This is a genomic window from Lentzea sp. NPDC051838, from assembly GCF_040681245.1.
In the GTDB taxonomy this organism is placed as follows: domain Bacteria; phylum Actinomycetota; class Actinomycetes; order Mycobacteriales; family Pseudonocardiaceae; genus Lentzea.
The window spans coordinates 36,945-56,260 of the sequence record NZ_JBFAYI010000042.1 but is presented as its reverse complement, the minus strand read 5'-3'; the positions used below and the strand labels follow the sequence as shown (position 1 = coordinate 56,260).

Sequence of the window (19,316 nt, the reverse complement as noted above, 5' to 3'; positions counted from 1 at the left end):
TCTACTCAAAGGAAAACTCCTGACGAGGAGTTTTCATATTACTGGCTGTGTTTCGGCACGCTGTTGAGTTCTCAAAGAACACGCGCTCACCGCAGTCACGCCAGCTTTTCGCTGGTTTACTTCCGGGGCTTGTGTTGTCAGGCTCGTTCCGGCTTGTTTTCCGGCCCGTGTCGCTCTGACTTGGAGAAGATTACACGGGGCACTTTCGATCTCCAAATCGGGGGGTCACCTAACGCCGAAAACCGCCCCTGACCTGCTAGTTCTCCACCCTGAAGACCGGATGCGCGGAAGCCTCCGCCTCGAACGCCGAGACCGGGTCGCCGACGCGTGCGTCGAAGAAAGGCCTAGTCACGGGCTCCTTCGCGACGTAAGCCGCCAGAACCGGCGCCGCAACGGCCGCGGAAACCTCCGTCAAACGAACCGAACGTGACCTACGTCCCCTTCGCACGACCGCGACGCCAGCGGCCCGTGCGTTGCGCACCCAGTCACGAACCCCGTACGGCGCGACGAACCACTCCTGGTCGTCGAAACGCATCAGACGGATGGGGATCGTGCGCAGAACACCACTGCGTCGCCCGCGGATGGACAGCAGTACGTAGTAGGAGGGTCCGATGCCGAGTTTGACGGCGCCACTGATGACGACGTTGCCGATGCGACGGATGAGGTGCGAGCGGTAGGTCTTGGCCACAAGGTCAATCATGGACCCGTGTACGACGTGCTCGTGATCGGTGGTGGCCCGGCAGGGCGCGCACTCGCGCGCGCGTGTGCACACGAAGGGCTCGACACGGCGATCGTCGACCGACACCCCCATCGCATCTACAGAGCGACCTACGGCGCGTGGGAGGACGAGCTCCCCCAAGGAACGCCGGTAGCCGCTACGAGCAGAGTGGTCCGCGCCTACGCGCGCGAGGAGCACTTGATCCCACGCACCTATGTCGTCCTCGACAACGCACGGCTCCACGAACTACCACCAGAAGTCCAAGTCCTCAGAGAGCCAACTGAAGCGCGCTACACCTTCAACGCCACGGGTGCGCGCAAGGGCCGTGCCGAGCAAACGGCGGTGGGCCTGGTCATCGAGTCGGACGACACCGATACAACGCTGATGGATTGGCGCGGCGGCGACACGTTCCTCTACCGAGTCCCGTTGGGCGGCGGCAAGGTCCTCGTGGAGGAGACCTGCCTGGCCCGTCGACCGGGGATGCAGTTGGACGCACTGCGCAAGCGGCTCCACGCGCGCCTGCACCCCGGCCTGCCGCAGGGCGGACCACGCACGGGCCGACGCCAGGACGACGCCGAGGAACGCGTCCGCTTTCCCTTGGACGCACCCAGAGCGAGACGAGCGTTCGGCGCCGCCGCCGGCTTCATCCACCCCGCCACCGGCTACAGCGTCGCCACCTCGCTCGCACTCGCCCCGGAAGTCGCGAGAGCCGTCAAAGCCGGGGAGAACCCCGAAGCCGTCATCTGGTCGCGCAAAGCCCGGACAGTGCACGCGATGAGGCGATTCGGGCTAGAAGCGTTGCTGCGCATGGACGCCGACGAGACCAGGGACTTCTTCGAGCTCTTCTTCCAGCTCGACGAGCACCTGCAGCGCGCCTACCTCTCCGGCCGCGAGGACGTGGCGGGCACCGCGCGAGCGATGGCAGTGCTCTTCAAAAGAGCTCCGTGGCGGCTGAGACTGAAACTGATGCGCCCAACGTGACCAGCGGATCACCGTGCGCAGCGGTGCCATGGCGGATCGTCGCCAACATCGTGAACACCTGGTTAACCCTCTTTCGGGCCCGTCACGAGCACCGGCACGATTTGAGACGTGCCCGCATTGCTGGATGACGTCAGGTTCGCCTTCCAGCCGCTGTTCAACCTGAACACCGGGGGCGTCGTCGCGGTGGAGGCTCTGGCCCGGCCGCACGACGGCAGCGTGCAGGATCTCCTCCAGGCGGCTTTCCAGGCCGGCCTGCTGGCGAACGCCGATGTAGGACTCGCTTGCCGCGCCATCCGTTCCGCGGCGGACTTCGACCTCGTACTGCCGTTGCACGTGAACATGCTCGCGATCACCGTCGCGGACAAGCCCGAGATCATGAGCCCCCTCTACGGCGCGCTCAGGGACTCCGGCCGCTCCCCCGACAGCATCGTGATCGAGATCGGCGAGCCGTACTCACGAGCCAACCGCGCGCGTCTGGCGCGCGGGATGCAGACGCTGCGCAACAACGGTTTCCGCATCGCGCTCGACTGCGTGGGCGAGGGTGACGTGCCGCTCGGCCTGCTGACCAGCGCGGCGCCCGACTACGTGAAGCTCGACCGGGAGATCGTCCGCACGTTGCCCGGCGACGCGGCACGGGGTGCGCTCGTCAAGTCGTTGGTGCACCTCGGCGAGTACACGGGCGGTCAGCTCGTGGCCGAAGGTGTCGAGACCGAGGCGGAGCTGACCTACCTGCGCAAGCTCGGGGTGGGGTTCGCGCAGGGCAAGTATCTGGCGCCCCCGCAGCGACGACCGGCGGTGAACGCCCGCATCGCGCCCGAGGCCGTCACGGAGACCGGCGAGATCCGCCGCAACAACACGGGTCCGCGGATCACCGCGTTCCTGCACCCGGCGACGACGTTGCCCGAGCACGCCACGAGCGAGGACGTGCGCGAGGTCTTCTCGAGCCAGCCGTCGGTCACCGGCGTGGTGCTCACCGACGAGGAGGGCCGCCCTAAGTGGTCGGTCGACCGCAACCGGTTCCTGCTCGCGGTCACCGGGCCGTACGGGCACGCCCTGCACGCGAAACGAGAAGCGGCACGGCTCGCGGACAAGCCGCACGTCATCGGCACCGAGTCGTCAGCGCTCGATCTCCTCGATCTGGTGGCGCACGCGAACCGTGAGCGGACCAACGACGACCTCATCGTCGTGGACCACAACGAGCGGTGCATGGGTGTTGTGCGCGTTGCGGACGTCGTCAGGGGTGTGGCCGAGCTCAAGGTCGAGCAGGCGGCGGCACTCAGCCCGCTGACGCGGCTTCCCGGCAGCGACGCGATCTCCAGCGAGGTCGACCGGCGCATCGAGGTCGGTGAGATCTTCGCGGTGTCCTGGCTGGACGTCGACAGCTTCAAGCTGGTCAACGACACCGTCGGGTTCGCCGCGGGTGACGATCTGATCCGCGAGATAGGGCACGACCTGGCGGATCTCGCGCACGCGTTCCCCGGCGTGCAGGTCGGACACGTCGGTGGGGACGACTTCCTGATTCTCGCCGGGCTGGACGAAACGGTGCCGCTGAGTGCTCGTCTTCTGGACAAGCCGTACACGGCAGAAGGACGACACATCACCCTTTCTCTTGCGACCCTTATCTGTGCACCGGGGTCAGTGGGGTCGTACCGCGAGGTGTCGCGGTTGCTGGCACCCGTCAAGGAGCACGCGAAGTCGCTCGCCGGGTCCAGCTGGGTCATGGGCCGGCCGGGCAGCGATCGTCGCGATGTGCTGAGGGGTGTCGCGCAACGCGCGGTGAGCTGACGAAGTACAACCAAACGCCTCCTGTGCGACGACCTGATCACTCATAGCATCAAGGTCGCTACTCAGCGCAATGGAGGTTCGGCGTGCAGGTCGGCAGCAGAACTCAATCGGTACCCGCACAGCGCACGAGCATGGACGGCCTCCTCACCGTTGGGGTGGAAGAAGAATTCGTTCTCGTCGAGTCCTCCACCGGTCATCTGGCCAACCGCGCCAACGAGGTTCTCGCCGGATCCGACCGCTACCAGGTCGACCTGCAGCAGGAAATCGCTCAGTACCAGGTGGAATCGGCCAGCGGCATCTGCACGGACATGAGCGAGCTGCGGGACGAGCTCGCCGTGGCGCGAAGAGCTCTGATCGAACGCGCGGCGCGCCACGACGCGAGGCTCGCCGCGACCGGAACCCCGGTGCTGGGCCTGACGATGCCCACGCCGTTGACGAACTCCCCGCGCTACCACCGGATGGCGCAGGAGATGGGAGCGCTCACCAACGACCTCGCGATCTGCGGCTGCCACGTGCACATCGGGCTGCCGGACGACGAGTCGAAGATCTTCGTGAGCAACCACTTGAGGCCTTGGCTGCCGACGCTGCTCGCGCTCGGCGCCAACTCGCCGTACTGGCTCGACGCCGACACGGGCTATGCGAGCTGGCGCTACGTCGTCTGGAACCGTTGGCCCACTTCGGGTGCGCCGCCGCACTTCGAGTCCGCCGCCGAGTACTACGCGGCACGGGAGGAGATCGTCGCGAGCGGCGCGGCGATGGACGCCGGGATGCTCTACTGGGACGCACGGTTGTCCGCTCGCCACCCCACGCTGGAGCTGAGGGTCAGCGACGTCGCGCCGACCGTCGAGGAAGCCGTCCTGCTGGCCGCTCTGGTGCGCGGAATCGCCGCCACCGCGCTGAGTTCGGGTGCCGCGCCCACGCCGATCCCCCCGCACCTGCTGAAGGTCGCGATGTGGCGTGCCGCGCGCGACGGCCTGGAGGGCTTCGGGATCGACCCGGTGACCGGTTCGCCGACACCCGCGTCGTCGATCGCGGCGTCGTTGCTGCGCTGGGTGCGGCCGGCGCTGGAGTTCTCCGGCGACTACGAGATGGTGAGCGACGGCGTCGACAGGTTGCTGCTCGACGGCACCGGTGCGGCTCGCCAGCGGAGGGCTTTCGCGCGGCGCGGCAGGCTGGACGACGTGGTGGGGTTCCTGGTCGCACAGACCGCGCCGGCCTGAGAACCATTCGAGTGCTATTAATCCGATCGGGTACATCTGCCGTCAGCTTGGTGTGCCTCCAAGCCTGGATCCGGTAGTTAGTCCCCGTGGCCACCCCCATCTGGGCACCGGGAGTGAACGGTCCGGAGAAACCCAACACCGCACGCGTCAGGGACTACTGGCTCGGCGGCACCCACAACACGGAGGCCGACCAGGAACTGGCGGCTCACCTCGTGTCCGCGGCACCGCACCTGCCGTACCTGTGCCGCACGCACCGGTCGTTCCTGGGCAGGATCGTCAGCAGACTGTCCGTGCTCGGGATCCGGCAGTTCCTCGACCTCGGCTCCGGCCTGCCCACCGCGGACAACGTGCACCTCGTCGCGCCCGACGCGCGCGTCGTCTACGTGGAGATCGACCCGGCGGTGGCGAGCGAGGGACGTGAGGTCGTCGCGGACGACCCGCGGGTGTCGTATCTGTGCGCGGATCTCTGCTACCCGGAGAAGGTGCTGGAGTCGGAGGAGGTCCGCACGACGCTGGATCTCACGCAACCGGTCGCGGTGTTGGTCTTGGACGTGCTGCATTTCGTGCCGGACGAGGCCGAACCGCACAAGGTGCTCGCGAAGTACATGGACGCGTTGGCGCCCGGCAGCTATCTCGGGCTGTCGCACACGTGCCGCGACCCGTTCATGCTGGCCGCGGTGGGACTTTTCGGGGCCATGTACGAGGATCAGCCGCTGCCGTCGTTCACGTTCCGGTATCCGGAGCAGGTCGTGCAGTTCTTCGACGGCATGGAGATCCTGGAGCCGGGCGTGGTGCCGATTCCGTTGTGGGAACCGGATCCCGACGAGATCGCGGACCGGAACCCGGAGAACTTCCAGGGATGTGGAGGGCTGGCGCGCAAGCTCTAGGCGAGGAGCGGAATCGCCGCCAGCACGATCGTCGACACCACTGCCATCGACATGCCGTAACGGAGTTGCTGCTTCGCCGTCGGCAGGTCGCGCGCGAGCAGGAACGCCGAGCACGCCGCCACGCCCACCGCCGCCCAGGTCACGCCGAACCGGAACCACAACCCACCGCCGACCAGCAGCAACCCGCCGACGGTGAGCTGGGTCGTCGCGTTGATCGCGTGTCTCGTGCCGTAGACGACCGCAGGAGTTTGAGAGCCGACACGGGCATCACCAACCCGATCCGGCACCGCCCACCACAACGCACGGCCGGTCGCCAGTGCGGCGACACCCGAGAACACCAGCCACACCGCGGGGTCTGCCTCTCCCCCGGCTGCCGCATACGCGGTCACGCTCGGCAACAACCCGGCCGCGATCGCCAGCACGACCGGTCCGGAGTAACCACGCCGTTTCAACCTGATCGGTTCGAGGTTGTACGCCAGGTACAGCACCAGGATCAGCCCGACGCCGACCGCGACCCGCCACGACACGGCGATCGCCAGCGCTTCCGCGAAGATCATCTCGAAGATCGCCAGCGCGAGGACCTTCCGCGCGCCGATCTCCTGCACCGCCTGGGCCAGATGGCGTTTCTCGGTGGTGTGGATGTCATTGCGGATGTCGGCGTAGGCGTTCAACGGATTACCCGAGATGATCGCGACGAAGTTGGCGAGCACCGCGATGACGACGGCGAGGTCGAATCTCGTCGCGTAGCAGGCACCCCAGGCGGCGCAGCACGCGTAGTGCACGCCGAAGGGGTGTTCCAGGCGGTGGAGGTAGGTCAGCGCCGGCAAGTGGCCACCATCGCGAGGCTCGGCGGAGGTGCCATCGCGGCACCCCGCAGCTGGGGTGTGCAGTGGGTGCTGTCGAGCCGGATTCTGCGGTGCCGCAGCAGGGCTCGCACGATCGTGCGGATCTCCGCCAGTGCCAGGTCCTTGCCGGGGCAGTGCCGGACTCCCCCGCCGAACGGGAAGAACGCGCCCGGTGGCGGTGGTCTTCTCGTCAGGTCGAACTCGTGGGGGTTCTCGTAGGTCGCGGCTCTTCTGTGGGCCAGGTAGATGCTCGGGGTGATCACCATGCCGTCGCGGCTCATCCGGTTTCCGGCGAGCGTGGCCGGTGGGGAGAGCCGCAGCGACTCCATGATCGTGGCTTCGAGCAGGTCCTCCGTGAGGCCTGGGTTACGGTCGATCCAGTAGAGGGTCCAGGCGGTGGCGCTCGCGGTGGTCTCGTGGCCGGCGAAGAGAAGTGACACGACCTGGTCTCGGAGATCTTCCCGCGGGAGATACGCGGCCAGCGCCGGTGGTTCGGCGGTTTTGGCTCTGTGCAGGAGCATTCGGTCGAGGTGCGGGTCGAACCTCGTGGTGCCCGGGGTGAGATATCTGTGGGCGAGGGTGCGGACTCTGCTGTTCAGACGGCGGTCGAGCCAGCGGGTGAACGCTTGGAGCAACTCCTCGTCGTCGACGCCGAAAACGATGCGGCCGATGATTCTCAGCGTGAGTTTTCTGGTCCAGTTCGGGAGACTCACCGGGTCTGTCGGCAGTTCCGCGATCGAGCGGTCGACGATCTCGTCGATCAGGTCCTGGTATCTGTTGGCGCGCAACATGGGGGCTATCGCGCGGCGGTATCTCGTGTGCTCCTCGCCGTCGAGCCAGAGCACGGATCTGGTGCCCAGCAACGGGCTCAGCGTGCGGCTCGGTGGGTGCCTGAGGTCGCGGTCGTGTCTGAACAACGCGGCCATGACGTCCGGGTGCCAGACGAGCCAGCGCTTGTGCCTCAGTTTGACCAGGCCGTCCTCGAAACCCTCGACCGAGTCCAGGAACGGGATCAGGTGCAGCGCGAACCGCAGCTCAGTTCGGTTCATCGGCACACCGCGCACGCGAGGTGGAGCGCCGCCGCGCCTTCTGCTCGCACGATTCTCGTCGGGGTGTAGAGGTCTTTGTCGTGCCACAGCGGTGGGTGGTCGCGCTCGCCCCAGTCGTGCAGGAACCTGGCGCCGCGGGTGATGGCTTTCGCGGTGTCTCGCCGGGAGTGCGACAGGATTCTGATGGCGTAGGCGGTTTCCTCGTAGGTGCCTTCCCATCTGCCCCACGAGCCGTCATCTCGTTGTGTGCGCAGCACCCAGTCGACCGCCTTTTCGTTGCCTTGCAGGGCGTTCGTCACGCACGCGGTCGCGTAGTACGGCGAGGCGTGCCACTTGTCGCGCCAGAAGCCTTCCGGTTCCTGCATGTCCCTGAGCCACTCCTCCAACCGCCGGTCCTCGCCGAGCGCTTGGAGTGCGTGGGCGTTCGTGCTGGTGGACGGGGTGCGCTCGTTGGGGAAACAGGCGAAGTGACGGGCTTCCCGGTAGCGGTGGAGCGCTTCGGTGGATCGCGGGCTGCCGCACAACGCGAGCGCGTGCAGTGCGGTCGCGGTGTCGTCGGCGTCGGCGGGGAGTCCCGGGCCGCCGGCCGCGCCTTCGTCGGTGAGCTTGATCCGCTCGATCAGGGGGTCGGGGACGTCGAGGCCCGCCGACCTGAGGGCGACGATGATCCAGGAACGTTCGAAGAGCGGGACCGGGACGCCGGCCGGGACAGGGCCTTTGTGTCGCTTTTGGACGGTTTCGAGGTAGTCGAGGCTCGGGCCTGGCGTTGGTCGCTGGAGCTGGGTCGCGGTGGCGGCCGGGCTGGCGGCGACGATGCCGTCGACCGTGGTGACTTCAGGACGTGGACCGAAGATTTCGAGGGTGTGCCAGAGCTTTTCGGGCAGCGGGCGGTGCCGGAGGGCGTGCAGCGGGCGCGGGTCGAGCGGGGTGCGCAGGCCGAGGCGTTCGGCGAGCGCGGGCACGATGAGCTCGACGGCGACCGTGTCCGGCAGCTTCAGGGGACGGGTCAGCAGTTTGCGCAGTGCCTCGAGTCCTCGTCTCGCCGCCGGGTGGTGGTGGAGTGCGTCCACCGCGCTGAGCGTCGGGACCAGCGCGTACTCGCCTGGTCCGCCCCACGTGCCGTCCGGGTTCTGCGTCTTGGTCAGGTAGCGGATTCTGGCTTCGTGGCCTGCCAGCCAGGGCGCGAGGGCGACGAGTCTGCCGGTCTCGTACACGGACGGTGTAACACCGCTCCAGGGATCGGCGGTCAGTTCCGCTAACAGGTTCATCGCGGCCCCCGGAGATAGCAACTGCGTAACCGTAGGACCACAGAGAGTAGCACTTTGGACCGTTGAGCCCGCAAGCGTTTAGGCCGTTCAGAGGACCACTCTGCAGAGTGGTTTAGCCGGGCGGATCCTGGTCTGCATGACCACAGCGCGCGAAATCATGCACCCTGGAGTGCAGTGCGTCTCCGAGGACGCGAGCCTGGTCGAGGCTGCTCGGATGATGAGGGACCTCGACGTCGGATCCCTGCCGATCTGCGGCAAGGACGACCGGCTGCACGGGATCATCACCGACCGCGACATCGTGATTCGCGCTGTTGCCGCCGGGATGGATCTGTCGACCACTCGGGCCGGCGAGTTCGGCGGTCACGTCCACTGGGTCGATGCTTCCGACTCTCTGGCGCACGTGCTGGAGACCATGGGAGACAACCAGATCCGGCGGTTGCCGGTGATCGAGGACCACCGCCTGGTCGGGATGGTGTCGGAGGCTGATCTCGCTCGGCACCTGCCGGAGGATCAGCTGGCTTCGTTCGTGGAACGGGTTTACGCCTGACTGCCGTGTTCGAGGTAGCGGGTCACGCCTGACTCCCGGGCTCGCAGCGCTTGGTGGATGCGGCGCGCGAGCCTGGGGATCAGGCGGTTTTGCGCTTCTTCCGGGGTGACGAACTCGTAGGACTTGAGTTCTGCCGCTTGAAGACGGATCGCGTCCGGGTCGGTGATGAGGCCGCCTTCGAAGACGAACAGGATCCGGTCGTCGTCGTTGTTCGGCGCCCAGTCGACGACGAGCAACCTGCCGGGTTCTCGTCGCAGGCCCAGCTCTTCCTCGACCTCGCGACGACAAGCCTCGGTCGGGGTTTCACCCTGCTCGATCACGCCGCCGGGGATGTCCCAGTTCGGCTTGTAGGTGGGCTCGACGAGCAGGACGCGACCCGTCTCGTCGAAGAACAGGGCGCCGGCGGCGGAGATCGGTCTGCTGCGGTGATCCACGGCTCCCGTTGTACCGCGTCCCGGAATGTCCCGGACTGTCCCGCTCAGGCCGGATCCGGGCTGCCGCGCTGGTGAACTCGGCACGTCGCGGCCGGTCAGGCCGCTGACCAGGCGGCAACCATGGGAGTGGTTCATGAGCAGGAGAAGGCTTACGGCGTGGGCGTGCGCGCTGCTGGCGGCGGGCGCGATGGCCATGTCGGGTGCCGGGGCGGCGAGTGCCGGGCCCGTCGGGGTCCAGGGCTTGCCGACGTTCTTGGGAGTGAAGTTCGTCGACGAGGGCAACAACGGGCAGTGCCTCGGTCCGAGGGACGGCGCGTGGGTGACGAACCCGAACGCGACCACCGCGCTCCGGCTCGACTCCGACAACAGGGCGGGCGGCTGCCAGCTGTCGTTCGGCATCGGTGACATCGACGGCAGCCTGGCCGGTCTCCGCGTCACCTACCAGCTGATGCCTCACGTGGGCGCCCACTCCGGGCAGTGTGGCGACAACTGGAGCGAGAACGACGTGCCCATCGGTTCGTCGTTCACGTTCGGCAACCCGGTCCGGATCGACTCCGACAGCCGGCCGGGCTGGTGCGACCTGACGTTCCGGGTGTCCGGGCGCAACGACGTCGTGCTCGAAGTGCTCTTCACGGCCGAGAACGGCACCGGCCAGTGCGTCGGCGCCTCGGGCGGCTGGCAGCCGGTGGTCGCCGGGCTGCCGTTGACGATCGGCATCGACACGGACGGCCGGGCCGGCGGTTGCGGTCTGGCGTTGCGTCTGACGAAGTACTGAGCGAACCGCGGGGTGGGGCGCGCGTCCCACCCCGCGTCAGTCGGAGAGCTCGGCCGCGTAGGCCCTGAGCAGGCGGTGCATCCGGTAGCGGCCTGACGACGTCCTGACCAGGTGGGCTCGCTCCAGGGTGCGCACCAGCCGGTGTCCGGCCAGACCGGTCAGGTCGCCGCCGGAATGCCTGCCCAGCAACCGGAACAGGGCCGCGGCCTCGGGCACGAGACGGCGGTAGGACCAGGAGAACACCGCCCGCACACCGGTTCTGGGGTCTCCGCCCGCGTCGAGCCAGTCGAGGCCGGAGACGTCCGCGAGCGAGGTGTCCCAGGCCTCGGCGGCGACCCGGAGCGCGAGCGGAAGGCCTCCACAGCGGTGAGCGAGGACCGTGGCGGCGGGCAGGTTCTCTCCGAGCAGGTTTCCCAGCAACGCCAACGCTTCTGGCTGCGGCAGCGGGTCGAGGCTGATCCGGTGGGCGCCTTCTCTCGCCACGAGGCCCGCCAGGTCGTCGCGGCTGGTCACGATCACCGCGCTCGACCCGCTTCCCGGCAGCAACGGCCTGACCTGCTCGGCGCACAAAGCGTTGTCCAGCACCACGAGCATCCGCCGCCCTGCGAGCCGCGACCGGTAGTGGGCGGCGTCGGCCGGGCCGTCGTCGCCGAGGCAGCCGAGCACCGTGCCGAGCGCTTCCGAGGGCTCCAGCGGCGGGTCCGGGGAGTAGCCGCGCAGATCCACGTACAGGCAGCCGTCCGGGAACCGAGACCGCGCCCGGTGTGCCCAGTGGACCGCCAGCGCGGTCTTGCCCACCCCCGGCGGACCGGACACCGCCAGGATCGGCAGCCCAGGTTCGGCGGACGCGAGCGAGCGGTCCAGCCCGGCCAGTTCGGCGGTGCGCCCGACGAACCCGCGAATGGTGGCAGGTAAGGCGTTCGGCACCTGAACAGGCGTGGCGTGCACGCGGTACCAGGCCTCGTTCCAGTCCCGTTGCTCCGCCGGGCTGGCGCCGAGTGCGATGACTATCCGATCGAGCACCTCCGACGGGACCAGCGTCTGCCCCGTGACGTAGCGGTGCAGGGTCGAACGCGGCATGCGCACTAGCCGCGTCAGGTCCTCCAGACTGACCTTGGGCTTCAACGTCCCGGCGGCGGCGCGGGCCCGCAGCAGGTCCAGTTCCCTTGCCAGCCCGGCAAGTTCGTGCACGCGACCGGGGTTCGGACCGAATTCCCTCATGAGCACCGGAGGATCGACCGTTCGCGTACACGGGCACGTATACGTACCGATGTACGTCTCAAATACTTCACTCCGATTGGGTGCGTACGAAAGTCGTTCGCGTCCGTAGGCTCGGCCCGTGAGGCTTCGCATTCTCGGGCCGGTCGAGATCCTGGCCGACCACGGATCCGCGGTGCCCACGCGGCGCATGGCCAGGGTGCTGCTCGGCGTGCTCGCCTTGCACGCCAACGCTTTCGTGCCCGCGGACCGGATCGTCGACGCGTTGTGGGGCGACTGCCCTCCGCCGTCCGCGCCGGTCAACCTCCGCTCGTACGTCAGTGATCTGCGCCGGTTGCTGCGGTCCGCGAAAGGGCCGCGCATCGACACGGTCAACGGCGGCTACCTCCTCACCGCCGGGCCGGACGACCTCGACGTCCTCGCGTTCACCGAGCTCGCCCAGCAGGGTCACGACTGCCTGGCTCGGGGCGATCACGAGCAGGCGGCCGAGCTGCTGACCAGGGCGACCGGGCTGTGGCGTGGTCCGGTGCTCGACGGAACGCCTGTGCCGGAAGCGATCCAGCCCGCCGTCCGGATGCTGGAGGACCGGCGGGTCGACGCCCTCGAGGACTGCTTCCAGGCGCGCCTGGAGCTCGGCGAGCACACGGGGATCGCGGCCGAACTGCGTCAGCTCGTCGGCCAGTACGAGTTGCGGGAACGGTTGTGGGGTCAGCTGATGCTCGCGCTCTACCGCGGCGGGCGGCCGGGCGAGGCGGTGCGGGCGTACGAGAAGCTGCGGCAGGTGCTCGCGACGGAGCTCGGCACCGACCCCAGCCCGGAGATCAAAGCCCTGCACCACCAGATCCTGCGCGACGATCCCCTGCTCACACCTCCAGACACCAAGCCGGTGCCCTGGCAACTCCCGCCCGGCACCGACCCGTTCATCGGCAGGGACGATCAACTCCGCGCACTCGACCAGCTCGCCGGGGCAGCAGCTGTGGTGGCTGTGGTCGGCACGGCCGCGGTGGGCAAGACCGCGCTGGCGGTTCGCTGGGCGCACGGTGCGCGCGAGAGATTCCCCGACGGCTGCCTCTACGTGGATCTTCGTGGCTACGGACCGGAACCACCCGTGCCGTCCGAGCAGGTGCTCGCCAGTTTCCTGCGGGTGCTGGGAGAAGGCGCCACCGGCAGCGGACTCGACACCGCGGAGCTGTCCGGCCGGTACCGCACGGCGATCGCGGACCGGCGCATGCTGGTCGTGCTCGACAACGCCCGTGCTGCCGACCAGGTGCGGCCGCTGCTGCCGGGCACCGCGGGCTGCCTGGTGCTCGTGACGAGCCGCGACGACCTCGCCGGGCTCGTCGTGCGGGACGGCGCGCACCGCGTGGCGCTGAACCCGATGCCACCGCACGAGGCACAGGCGTTGCTCGGCAAGCTCGTGGGTGACCGGGAAGGCGTTGCCGCGCTGGCAGAACGCTGCGCCGGGCTGCCTCTCGCGTTGCGGATCGTCGCCGAGCTCGCCGCGCAGTCCGGCACGACGCTCGCCGACCTCGCCGACGCACTCGCCGACCGGCAACGCGGACTGGACGAGCTGGACGCCGGCGGAGACCCGCGCACCGCCGTGACAGCGGTGTTCGACTGGTCCCACCAGGTGCTGCCACCAGCCGCTGCCAAGGCTTTCGAGCTGCTCACCTGGCATCCGGGCACCGACTTCGACGCCTACGCGGCCGCCGCGCTGCTCCAGGTCACCCCAGCGGACGCAGGGCGGGTCGTCGGGCAGCTCTGCCGTGCGCATCTGGTGCAACGCAACGGATCCGGCCGGTTCCAGATCCACGACCTGTTGCGCGCCTACGGAAGGCAGCGGGCAGGCGCCGTCGACTCCTCGCTGGCAGGGCTGGTCGACTACTACGTGCACGCGGCGACCATCACCGAGACGAGGGCGTCACTCGGCAGGGGGCGCGCACCACAACCGTCGTCGATCACGGCTCCACCGCTGGACGATCCGGTGCAGGCAGCGCGCTGGCTCAACGCCGAGCGGGCCAACCTGGTCGCCGTGGTGACCTACTGCGCGACGCACGGACTCCACGCCCAGGCCTGCGAGCTGTCCGAGGCATTGCGGCCCTACCTCAACCTCGGCCGCCACCTGGCGGAGTCCCTGACGATCTGCCGGCACGCGCTGCACTCCGCCCGGCAGCTGGGCGAGCCCTCCGCGATCGGCGCCGCGCTGAACAACCTCGGCGGGGTGTTCTTCCACCTCGGCCGCTACGCCGAGGCGATCGACCACCTCGATGCGGCGCTGGACATCCGCACGCAGCTCGACGACCGCATCGCGGAAGCGAGAACCATCACGAGCCTCGGCTGGGTGTACACCCGGCTCGGCCGCCACGACGAGGCGAGAGAGCACTACTGGCGAGCCCTGCTCATCTCGCGCGAGGCCGGCGACCAGGCGGGCGAGACGGTCGCGCTCAGCTGCCTCGCGTTCGTCCACTCCAGACTCGGCCGTTACCGGGACGCGGTGGCCTGCCATCAGCGCTCGCTCGCGCTGGCGGCCGCGCTGGGCGACAGGATGCTCGAGGAAGCCGAACTGATCAACGTCGGCCTCGCGTACGCCTTGCTGGGCCGGTACCGCGACTCCGCGGTGTCGCTGTGGCGGGCGTCCGCGATCTGCCGGGAACTGGGCGATCGCGAGGGCGAGGGTTTCGTGTCCGGCAACCTCGCGGTGCTGCACACCCGGCTCGGCAACCACTGGGTCGCCCAACGCCACGTCGAACGCTCGCTCGCCGCGCACAAGAAGTCCGGTGACCGCGCGAGCGAAGCGGCGGTGCTCGGTTTCGAGGGCGACCTGCTGCTGCGGATGAACGAACCGGTGCAAGCCCTGCGTTCGTTCCGACGAGCCCTGACACTGTCCCGCCGGCTCGGCGAACGCTCCCACGAAGGCCACGCTCTCAACGGGATCGCCGCCGCCGCGCTGGCGATGAGCCGGTTCGACGAGGCCGAGGAACACCTCGACGAGGCCCTCGCCGTCACCACCGCCATCGGCGACGCGTACGGGCGGGCTCGCGCGCTGGCCGGCTTCGGGCACGTGCGGGAGGCCGGCGGTGATCCGGCCGCGGCAGCCGCGTTGTGGAGTGAGGCAGCCGTTCTCTACGACGAGATCGGTGTGCCGGAAGGCTCCGAGCTCAGGACTCTGCTGGTCGTCCGGCCAGGTTTCGAACCTGGGACCCTCTGTTTGTAAGACAGATGCTCTCCCCCTGAGCTACCGGACGTTGTGGTCGTCCCGCCAGGATTTGAACCTGGGACCTACCGCGTATCAGACGGACGCTCTCACCGGACTGAGCTACGGGACGACAGTGGAAGACGAGGGTGTCGAACCCTCCAGGGCGATCTTGCAAGGATCACCTGCGCGCCGGCGCGTCCCCCGATGTAGTTGTGGTCGTGCAGTGCCCTCACCAGGATTCGAACCTGGACTGGACGCGTTCTGAGCGCGTTGCCTCTGCCGTTGGGCTACGAGGGCGTGCGGATCCGGGGAGTCGAACCCCGACTGTCATGGCCCTCAACCATGTGCCTCTGCCAGTTGGGCTAGATCCACTTTCGAGCGAGCGGCCGGAGGGCATCGAACCCTCTGCTTCGGTTTGGAAGACCGACGTGTCCGCCGAGTTCACCACGACCGCATTGATTTAGTTGTGTCGCACCGACGGAAGGAGTCGAACCCTCGGTAAACCGTTTTGGAGGCGGTTCCGCTTCCGAAGCTCGTCGGCATTGTGGGTAGGCAAAACAAAAGCCGCCTGGGATTCTCCCTGGCGGCTCCGAGGTCGTGACCTGCTACGAGGTCATGGCCTGGAACCCCACGCCAGCACCAGAAGGCAACCGGCGAGGAAGGCGAGAATTCGCCAACCTGCGAGCTGAGCCTTGGTGACCATGTCTTCCTCCGTGTTGATCTCTGTCGGTGTTGCTGAGAACAAGTTAGGCGACCGGCGCGAGCGGTCGCAACGCATTTAATCGCGCTCTCAGATAGTGGTCAGAAGACGGCCGTGGATACGTGTTTCCAGTGCGGGCTACGACACAGTGGACACTCGGAACCGAACTTTGCGCACACCGTCAGTTCGCTCGCTCGAGCCGTCACGTGGCGCACGTACGGGTCGCGGGCGACGAGAGTGCCATCGGTGACCATGCGCGGGATCGCCCAGCTGGACCACGCGTCGGCGGCCACGCGCGTGAGCTCGGAGTCCTCGACGGACTTCCGCCCGCACGTGTCGCACCAGCGCTGGCTCAGCTGCGGGTGAGGCCAGGTGGCGGGCACCTGCACGAAGCGGTCGGGACCGTGCGAGGCGGTCGCCGCGGTGATGTGGCTCAGCTGCTCGATCGACGCGGCCGTCCACGGATCGGGGACGAGAGGACGGTCGTTGAACGAGCCCATCCCACCGAACGCGCCGCGGTGGTGGTCGGTGCGCCGCTCGGTCCGCCAGATCTCGAGGTCCTCGCGCATCCACGCCTGCCAGTGCGCGTCGCCGGCCTGGCCCAGGGCTTCGACGAGCGCGACCAGCGCCCGCTCGTACAGCCCACCCGCCAGACCCGCGGCGGTGGCCAACACTGGCAGGGCTTCGTCCATCACCGCACTGTCGCAGAGACGACAACGGCGCGCACCCCAACGAGGTGCGCGCCGTTGAAAGCGAAACGGTCAGACGGTGAAGCCCAACGCGCGCAGCTGCTCGCGGCCGTCGTCGGTGATCTTCTCGGGGCCCCACGGCGGCATCCACACCCAGTTGATGCGGAAGTCGCTCACGAGGCCGCCGCCCGCGCCGCCGGTCAGGGCCGCTCGGGTCTGGTCCTCGATGACGTCGGTCAGCGGGCAGGCCGCGGACGTCAGCGTCATGTCGATGGTGGCCACGTTGTCGGTGTCGATGTGGATGTCGTAGACGAGACCCAGGTCGACGACGTTGATGCCGAGCTCGGGGTCGACGACGTCGCGCATCGCCTCTTCCACGTCGTCCAGTGCGGCGACGTCAGCCTTGGGCTCGAAGACCGGCATGCCTTCCGCTCCCCGGACTACCTCTTCGGTGCTCATGCTGCTCCCTGGCTTCGTGCTACTGCGTCTTTGAAGGCCATCCAGCCCAGCAGCGCGCACTTCACGCGTGCCGGGTACTTCGCGACGCCGGCGAAGGCGATGCCGTCCTCCAGGACGTCCTCGTCGGGCTCGACCTGGCCGCGGCCCTGCATCAGCTCGACGAACGCGTCCATCTTCTTGAAAGCCTCGCCCACCGGCTTACCAACGACGAGGTCGGTCAACACCGAGGTGGAGGCCTGGCTGATCGAGCAGCCCTGGCCGTCGTACGAGACGTCCTGCACCACGTCGCCGACGACGTGCACCCGCAACGTCACCTCGTCACCGCAGGTCGGGTTGACCTGGAACGACTCCGCGTCGAACGGGTCGCGCAGGCCACGGCCGTGCGGGTTCTTGTAGTGGTCCAGGATGATCTCCTGGTACATCTGCTGGAGCTGCATCAGGCCACCCCGAAGAACTTCTGCGCCTCGCGGACGCCGTCGACCAGCGCGTCGACCTCGTCCAGCGTGTTGTACAGGTAGAACGACGCGCGCACCGACGACTGGGCGTTGAGGCAGCGGTGCAGCGGCCACGCGCAGTGGTGGCCGACGCGCACGGCGATGCCCAGGCTGTCCAGCACCTGGCCGGCGTCGTGCGGGTGGACGCCCTCGATCTCGAACGGCACCGCGCCGCCGCGGTTCACCGCGTCGGACGGGCCGAGCAGCCGGACACCCTTGATCGCGCTCAGACCTTCCAGCGCGGCAACGGTCAGCGCGTGCTCGTGCGCGTGGATCCGTTCCATGCCAACAACGCTGAGGTAGTCCACCGCGGCACCCAGACCCACGGCCTGGGACGTCATCGGCGAACCGGCCTCGAACCGCTGCGGCGGCGGGGCGAACGTCGAACCCTCCATCTTGACCAGCTCGATCATCGAACCGCCGGTGATGAAGGGAGGCAACGCTTCCAGCAGCTCACGTCGTCCATAAAGGACACCGATGCCGGACGGGCCGAGCATCTTGTGGCCGGAGAACGACGCGAAGTCGACACCGAGCTTGTGGAAGTCGACCGGGCTGTGCGGCACGGACTGGCACGCGTCCAGCACCGTGAGGGCGCCGACCTTCTGCGCCGCCGCGACGAGCACGTCGACCGGGTTGATCACGCCGGTCACGTTCGACTGGTGCGTGAACGCCACGACCTTCGCCCGCGGGGTGATCACGCTGTCCACATCGGACAGGTCGAGACGACCGTCCGGCGTGAGCTCGAACCACTTCAGCGTGGCGCCCGTGCGTTGCGCGAGCTGCTGCCACGGAACGAGGTTCGCGTGGTGCTCCATCTCGGTCACGACGATCTCGTCGCCGGGACCCACGACGAACCGCGCGGCCTCGGGACCCGAGGTCGCGGCGTTGCCCATCGCGTACGCCACGAGGTTGAAGCCCTCGGTGGCGTTCTTGGTGAAGACCAGCTCGCCGAACGAAGCGCCGACGAAGTCCGCGATGCGCTGACGCGCACCCTCGTACGCGTCGGTCGCTTCCTCCGCCAGCTGGTGGGCGCCCCTGTGCACAGCCGCGTTGTGCTGCTGCAGGAACGCCTTCTCCGCGTCCAGAACCTGCGTCGGGCGTTGCGAGGTGGCGCCGGAGTCCAGGTAGACCAGGCGCTTCCCGTCACGAACGGTGCGAGACAGGATCGGGAAGTCCGCCCTCAGAGCGGTTACGTCCAGTGGTGCTGCGGTGGTGGTCACAGCGCCTCCTCTCAACACCTGCAACGTCAGGAAAGGGCTGCAGCTTCCGACTTTCCGGTGTACTTCACGTAACCCTCGGCCTCGAGCTGGTCGGCGAGCTCACGGCCACCGGACTCGACGATCCGGCCGTTCGCGAACACGTGCACGAAGTCCGGCTCGATGTACTTGAGGATCCGGGTGTAGTGCGTGATCAGCATGACGCCGACCTCACCGTTCGCCTTGTAGCGGTTGACGCCCTCGGACACGACGCGCAGCGCGTCGACGTCCAGACCGGAGTCGGTCTCGTCGAGGATCGCGACCTTCGGCTGGAGCAGGCCCAGCTGCAGGATCTCGTGGCGCTTCTTCTCACCGCCGGAGAAGCCCTCGTTCACCGAACGCTCGGCGAACGCCGGGTCGATGTCGAGGTCGGCCATCGCACCCTTGACCTCCTTCACCCAGTGGCGGAGGTTCGGGGCCTCGCCGCGGACGGCGGTGGCGGCGGTGCGCAGGAAGTTCGACATCGAGACGCCGGGAACCTCGACCGGGTACTGCATGGCGAGGAACAGGCCCGCGCGGGCGCGCTCGTCGACGGACATCTCGAGGACGTCCTCGCCGTCGAGGGTGACGGTGCCCGAGGTGATCGTGTACTTCGGGTGACCCGCGATCGCGTAGGACAGCGTGGACTTGCCGGAGCCGTTGGGGCCCATGATGGCGTGGGTCTCGCCGGCCTTGATCGTCAGGTCGACGCCCTTGAGGATCTCCTTGGGAGCGTCCTCGCTGACGACCGAGACGTGCAGGTCCTTGATCTCAAGGGTGGCCATGACTTGCCGTTCTCCTGGTGCCAATAAAACT

Annotated in this window: 18 protein-coding genes and 5 tRNA genes; 7 read left to right on the top strand and 16 right to left on the bottom strand. The window is 68.1% G+C overall.

Annotated elements, in window-relative coordinates:
- Positions 1–256: 256 nt before the first annotated feature.
- A complete protein-coding gene (locus tag AB0M24_RS43885; protein ID WP_363780413.1) occupies positions 257–700 on the bottom strand; it encodes a nitroreductase/quinone reductase family protein in 444 nt (147 codons plus the stop codon).
- A gap of 6 nt (positions 701–706) precedes the next feature.
- Between AB0M24_RS43885 and AB0M24_RS43880 the strand changes: the two genes are divergently transcribed.
- The 4 genes from AB0M24_RS43880 to AB0M24_RS43865 all read left to right on the top strand — a co-directional run bounded on the left by AB0M24_RS43880 (position 707) and on the right by AB0M24_RS43865 (position 5,591).
- The gene (locus AB0M24_RS43880) at positions 707–1,699 is read left to right on the top strand and encodes a lycopene cyclase family protein (RefSeq protein WP_363780411.1); all 993 of its coding nucleotides are present in this window, start codon (positions 707–709) and stop codon (positions 1,697–1,699) included.
- A 108-nt stretch (positions 1,700–1,807) separates the two neighbouring features.
- On the top strand, positions 1,808–3,484 hold the full coding sequence (locus tag AB0M24_RS43875) for a GGDEF domain-containing protein (protein WP_363780409.1): 1,677 nt from the start codon (positions 1,808–1,810) through the stop codon (positions 3,482–3,484).
- 131 nt (positions 3,485–3,615) lie between these two features.
- A complete protein-coding gene (locus AB0M24_RS43870) occupies positions 3,616–4,704 on the top strand; it encodes a glutamate--cysteine ligase (protein ID WP_363780407.1) in 1,089 nt (362 codons plus the stop codon).
- Positions 4,705–4,790: 86 nt separating this feature from the next.
- Positions 4,791–5,591 carry an SAM-dependent methyltransferase gene (locus AB0M24_RS43865; RefSeq protein WP_363780405.1) on the top strand — a complete coding sequence of 267 codons (801 nt, stop codon included), beginning with the start codon at positions 4,791–4,793 and terminating at the stop codon, positions 5,589–5,591.
- Here AB0M24_RS43865 and AB0M24_RS43860 read toward each other — a convergent pair.
- Genes AB0M24_RS43860 through AB0M24_RS43850 form a run of 3 tightly spaced genes read right to left on the bottom strand, consistent with a single transcriptional unit; the run spans position 5,588 to position 8,753 of the window.
- Positions 5,588–6,418 carry a UbiA family prenyltransferase gene (locus AB0M24_RS43860; protein ID WP_363780403.1) on the bottom strand — a complete coding sequence of 277 codons (831 nt, stop codon included), beginning with the start codon at positions 6,416–6,418 and terminating at the stop codon, positions 5,588–5,590. The two genes, AB0M24_RS43865 and AB0M24_RS43860, sit on opposite strands and share 4 nt — an antisense overlap.
- Positions 6,406–7,485, bottom strand: coding sequence for a cytochrome P450 (locus AB0M24_RS43855; protein ID WP_363780401.1), 1,080 nt, complete (start codon positions 7,483–7,485; stop codon positions 6,406–6,408). The genes AB0M24_RS43860 and AB0M24_RS43855 overlap by 13 nt, the downstream gene beginning before the upstream one ends.
- Positions 7,482–8,753 (bottom strand): prenyltransferase/squalene oxidase repeat-containing protein, encoded by a 1,272-nt coding sequence (locus AB0M24_RS43850; RefSeq protein ID WP_363780399.1) that lies wholly within the window; start codon positions 8,751–8,753, stop codon positions 7,482–7,484. Before AB0M24_RS43850 ends, AB0M24_RS43855 begins: the two co-directional genes overlap by 4 nt.
- A 136-nt stretch (positions 8,754–8,889) precedes the next feature.
- Here AB0M24_RS43850 and AB0M24_RS43845 point away from each other — a divergent pair, with 136 nt between their 5' ends.
- Positions 8,890–9,300: a CBS domain-containing protein gene (locus tag AB0M24_RS43845; RefSeq protein ID WP_363780397.1), complete on the top strand. Its 411-nt coding sequence runs from the start codon at positions 8,890–8,892 to the stop codon at positions 9,298–9,300.
- On the opposite strand, the gene AB0M24_RS43840 is transcribed toward AB0M24_RS43845, so the two are convergent.
- Positions 9,291–9,734 (bottom strand): NUDIX hydrolase, encoded by a 444-nt coding sequence (locus AB0M24_RS43840; protein WP_363780395.1) that lies wholly within the window; start codon positions 9,732–9,734, stop codon positions 9,291–9,293. The genes AB0M24_RS43845 and AB0M24_RS43840 overlap by 10 nt on opposite strands.
- 133 nt (positions 9,735–9,867) lie before the next feature.
- On the opposite strand from AB0M24_RS43840, the gene AB0M24_RS43835 reads away from it, so the two are divergent.
- Positions 9,868–10,509: a hypothetical protein gene (locus AB0M24_RS43835; RefSeq protein WP_363780393.1), complete on the top strand. Its 642-nt coding sequence runs from the start codon at positions 9,868–9,870 to the stop codon at positions 10,507–10,509.
- A gap of 36 nt (positions 10,510–10,545) precedes the next feature.
- On the opposite strand, the gene AB0M24_RS43830 is transcribed toward AB0M24_RS43835, so the two are convergent.
- Positions 10,546–11,730: a helix-turn-helix domain-containing protein gene (locus AB0M24_RS43830; RefSeq protein WP_363780391.1), complete on the bottom strand. Its 1,185-nt coding sequence runs from the start codon at positions 11,728–11,730 to the stop codon at positions 10,546–10,548.
- Between the two features lie 187 nt (positions 11,731–11,917).
- On the opposite strand from AB0M24_RS43830, the gene AB0M24_RS43825 reads away from it, so the two are divergent.
- Positions 11,918–14,941, top strand: coding sequence for a BTAD domain-containing putative transcriptional regulator (locus AB0M24_RS43825; RefSeq protein WP_363780417.1), 3,024 nt, complete (start codon positions 11,918–11,920; stop codon positions 14,939–14,941).
- Here the strand turns inward: AB0M24_RS43825 and AB0M24_RS43820 are convergent.
- From AB0M24_RS43820 to sufC, 10 genes are all read right to left on the bottom strand, one after another.
- Positions 14,898–14,972: transfer RNA gene (locus AB0M24_RS43820), tRNA-Val, on the bottom strand. The genes AB0M24_RS43825 and AB0M24_RS43820 overlap by 44 nt on opposite strands.
- Positions 14,973–14,975: 3 nt before the next feature.
- Positions 14,976–15,053 (bottom strand) — tRNA-Ile (locus AB0M24_RS43815).
- A 94-nt stretch (positions 15,054–15,147) separates the two neighbouring features.
- Positions 15,148–15,220 (bottom strand) — tRNA-Leu (locus tag AB0M24_RS43810).
- A gap of 1 nt (position 15,221) precedes the next feature.
- Positions 15,222–15,295, bottom strand: a tRNA-Leu gene (locus AB0M24_RS43805).
- Between the two features lie 9 nt (positions 15,296–15,304).
- Positions 15,305–15,377, bottom strand: a tRNA-Gly gene (locus tag AB0M24_RS43800).
- A gap of 347 nt (positions 15,378–15,724) precedes the next feature.
- Positions 15,725–16,315 carry a hypothetical protein gene (locus tag AB0M24_RS43795; protein ID WP_363780389.1) on the bottom strand — a complete coding sequence of 197 codons (591 nt, stop codon included), beginning with the start codon at positions 16,313–16,315 and terminating at the stop codon, positions 15,725–15,727.
- Positions 16,316–16,384: 69 nt separating this feature from the next.
- Positions 16,385–16,771 carry a metal-sulfur cluster assembly factor gene (locus AB0M24_RS43790; protein WP_363780387.1) on the bottom strand — a complete coding sequence of 129 codons (387 nt, stop codon included), beginning with the start codon at positions 16,769–16,771 and terminating at the stop codon, positions 16,385–16,387.
- Positions 16,768–17,208, bottom strand: coding sequence for a Fe-S cluster assembly sulfur transfer protein SufU (gene sufU / locus AB0M24_RS43785; protein WP_363780385.1), 441 nt, complete (start codon positions 17,206–17,208; stop codon positions 16,768–16,770). The genes AB0M24_RS43790 and sufU overlap by 4 nt, the downstream gene beginning before the upstream one ends.
- Positions 17,208–18,485 carry a cysteine desulfurase gene (locus AB0M24_RS43780; protein WP_363780383.1) on the bottom strand — a complete coding sequence of 426 codons (1,278 nt, stop codon included), beginning with the start codon at positions 18,483–18,485 and terminating at the stop codon, positions 17,208–17,210. The genes sufU and AB0M24_RS43780 overlap by 1 nt, the downstream gene beginning before the upstream one ends.
- Before the next feature lie 26 nt (positions 18,486–18,511).
- Entirely contained in the window at positions 18,512–19,285 is a 774-nt protein-coding gene (gene sufC / locus AB0M24_RS43775) for a Fe-S cluster assembly ATPase SufC (RefSeq protein WP_363780381.1), read from the bottom strand.
- Positions 19,286–19,316 lie beyond the last annotated feature (31 nt).

Bases quoted from the DNA above. Each gene is read 5' to 3' on its own strand.
- AB0M24_RS43885 (WP_363780413.1), bottom strand. From the start codon at position 700: ATGATTGACCTTGTGGCCAAGACCTACCGCTCGCACCTCATCCGTCGC.
- AB0M24_RS43870 (WP_363780407.1), top strand. From the start codon at position 3,616: ATGGACGGCCTCCTCACCGTTGGGGTGGAAGAAGAATTCGTTCTCGTC.
- AB0M24_RS43855 (WP_363780401.1), bottom strand. From the start codon at position 7,485: ATGAACCGAACTGAGCTGCGGTTCGCGCTGCACCTGATCCCGTTCCTG.
- AB0M24_RS43850 (WP_363780399.1), bottom strand. From the start codon at position 8,753: ATGAACCTGTTAGCGGAACTGACCGCCGATCCCTGGAGCGGTGTTACA.
- AB0M24_RS43845 (WP_363780397.1), top strand. From the start codon at position 8,890: ATGACCACAGCGCGCGAAATCATGCACCCTGGAGTGCAGTGCGTCTCC.
- AB0M24_RS43835 (WP_363780393.1), top strand. From the start codon at position 9,868: ATGAGCAGGAGAAGGCTTACGGCGTGGGCGTGCGCGCTGCTGGCGGCG.
- AB0M24_RS43830 (WP_363780391.1), bottom strand. From the start codon at position 11,730: ATGAGGGAATTCGGTCCGAACCCCGGTCGCGTGCACGAACTTGCCGGG.
- AB0M24_RS43825 (WP_363780417.1), top strand. From the start codon at position 11,918: ATGGCCAGGGTGCTGCTCGGCGTGCTCGCCTTGCACGCCAACGCTTTC.
- AB0M24_RS43795 (WP_363780389.1), bottom strand. From the start codon at position 16,315: ATGGACGAAGCCCTGCCAGTGTTGGCCACCGCCGCGGGTCTGGCGGGT.
- AB0M24_RS43790 (WP_363780387.1), bottom strand. From the start codon at position 16,771: ATGAGCACCGAAGAGGTAGTCCGGGGAGCGGAAGGCATGCCGGTCTTC.
- sufU (WP_363780385.1), bottom strand. From the start codon at position 17,208: ATGCAGCTCCAGCAGATGTACCAGGAGATCATCCTGGACCACTACAAG.
- sufC (WP_363780381.1), bottom strand. From the start codon at position 19,285: ATGGCCACCCTTGAGATCAAGGACCTGCACGTCTCGGTCGTCAGCGAG.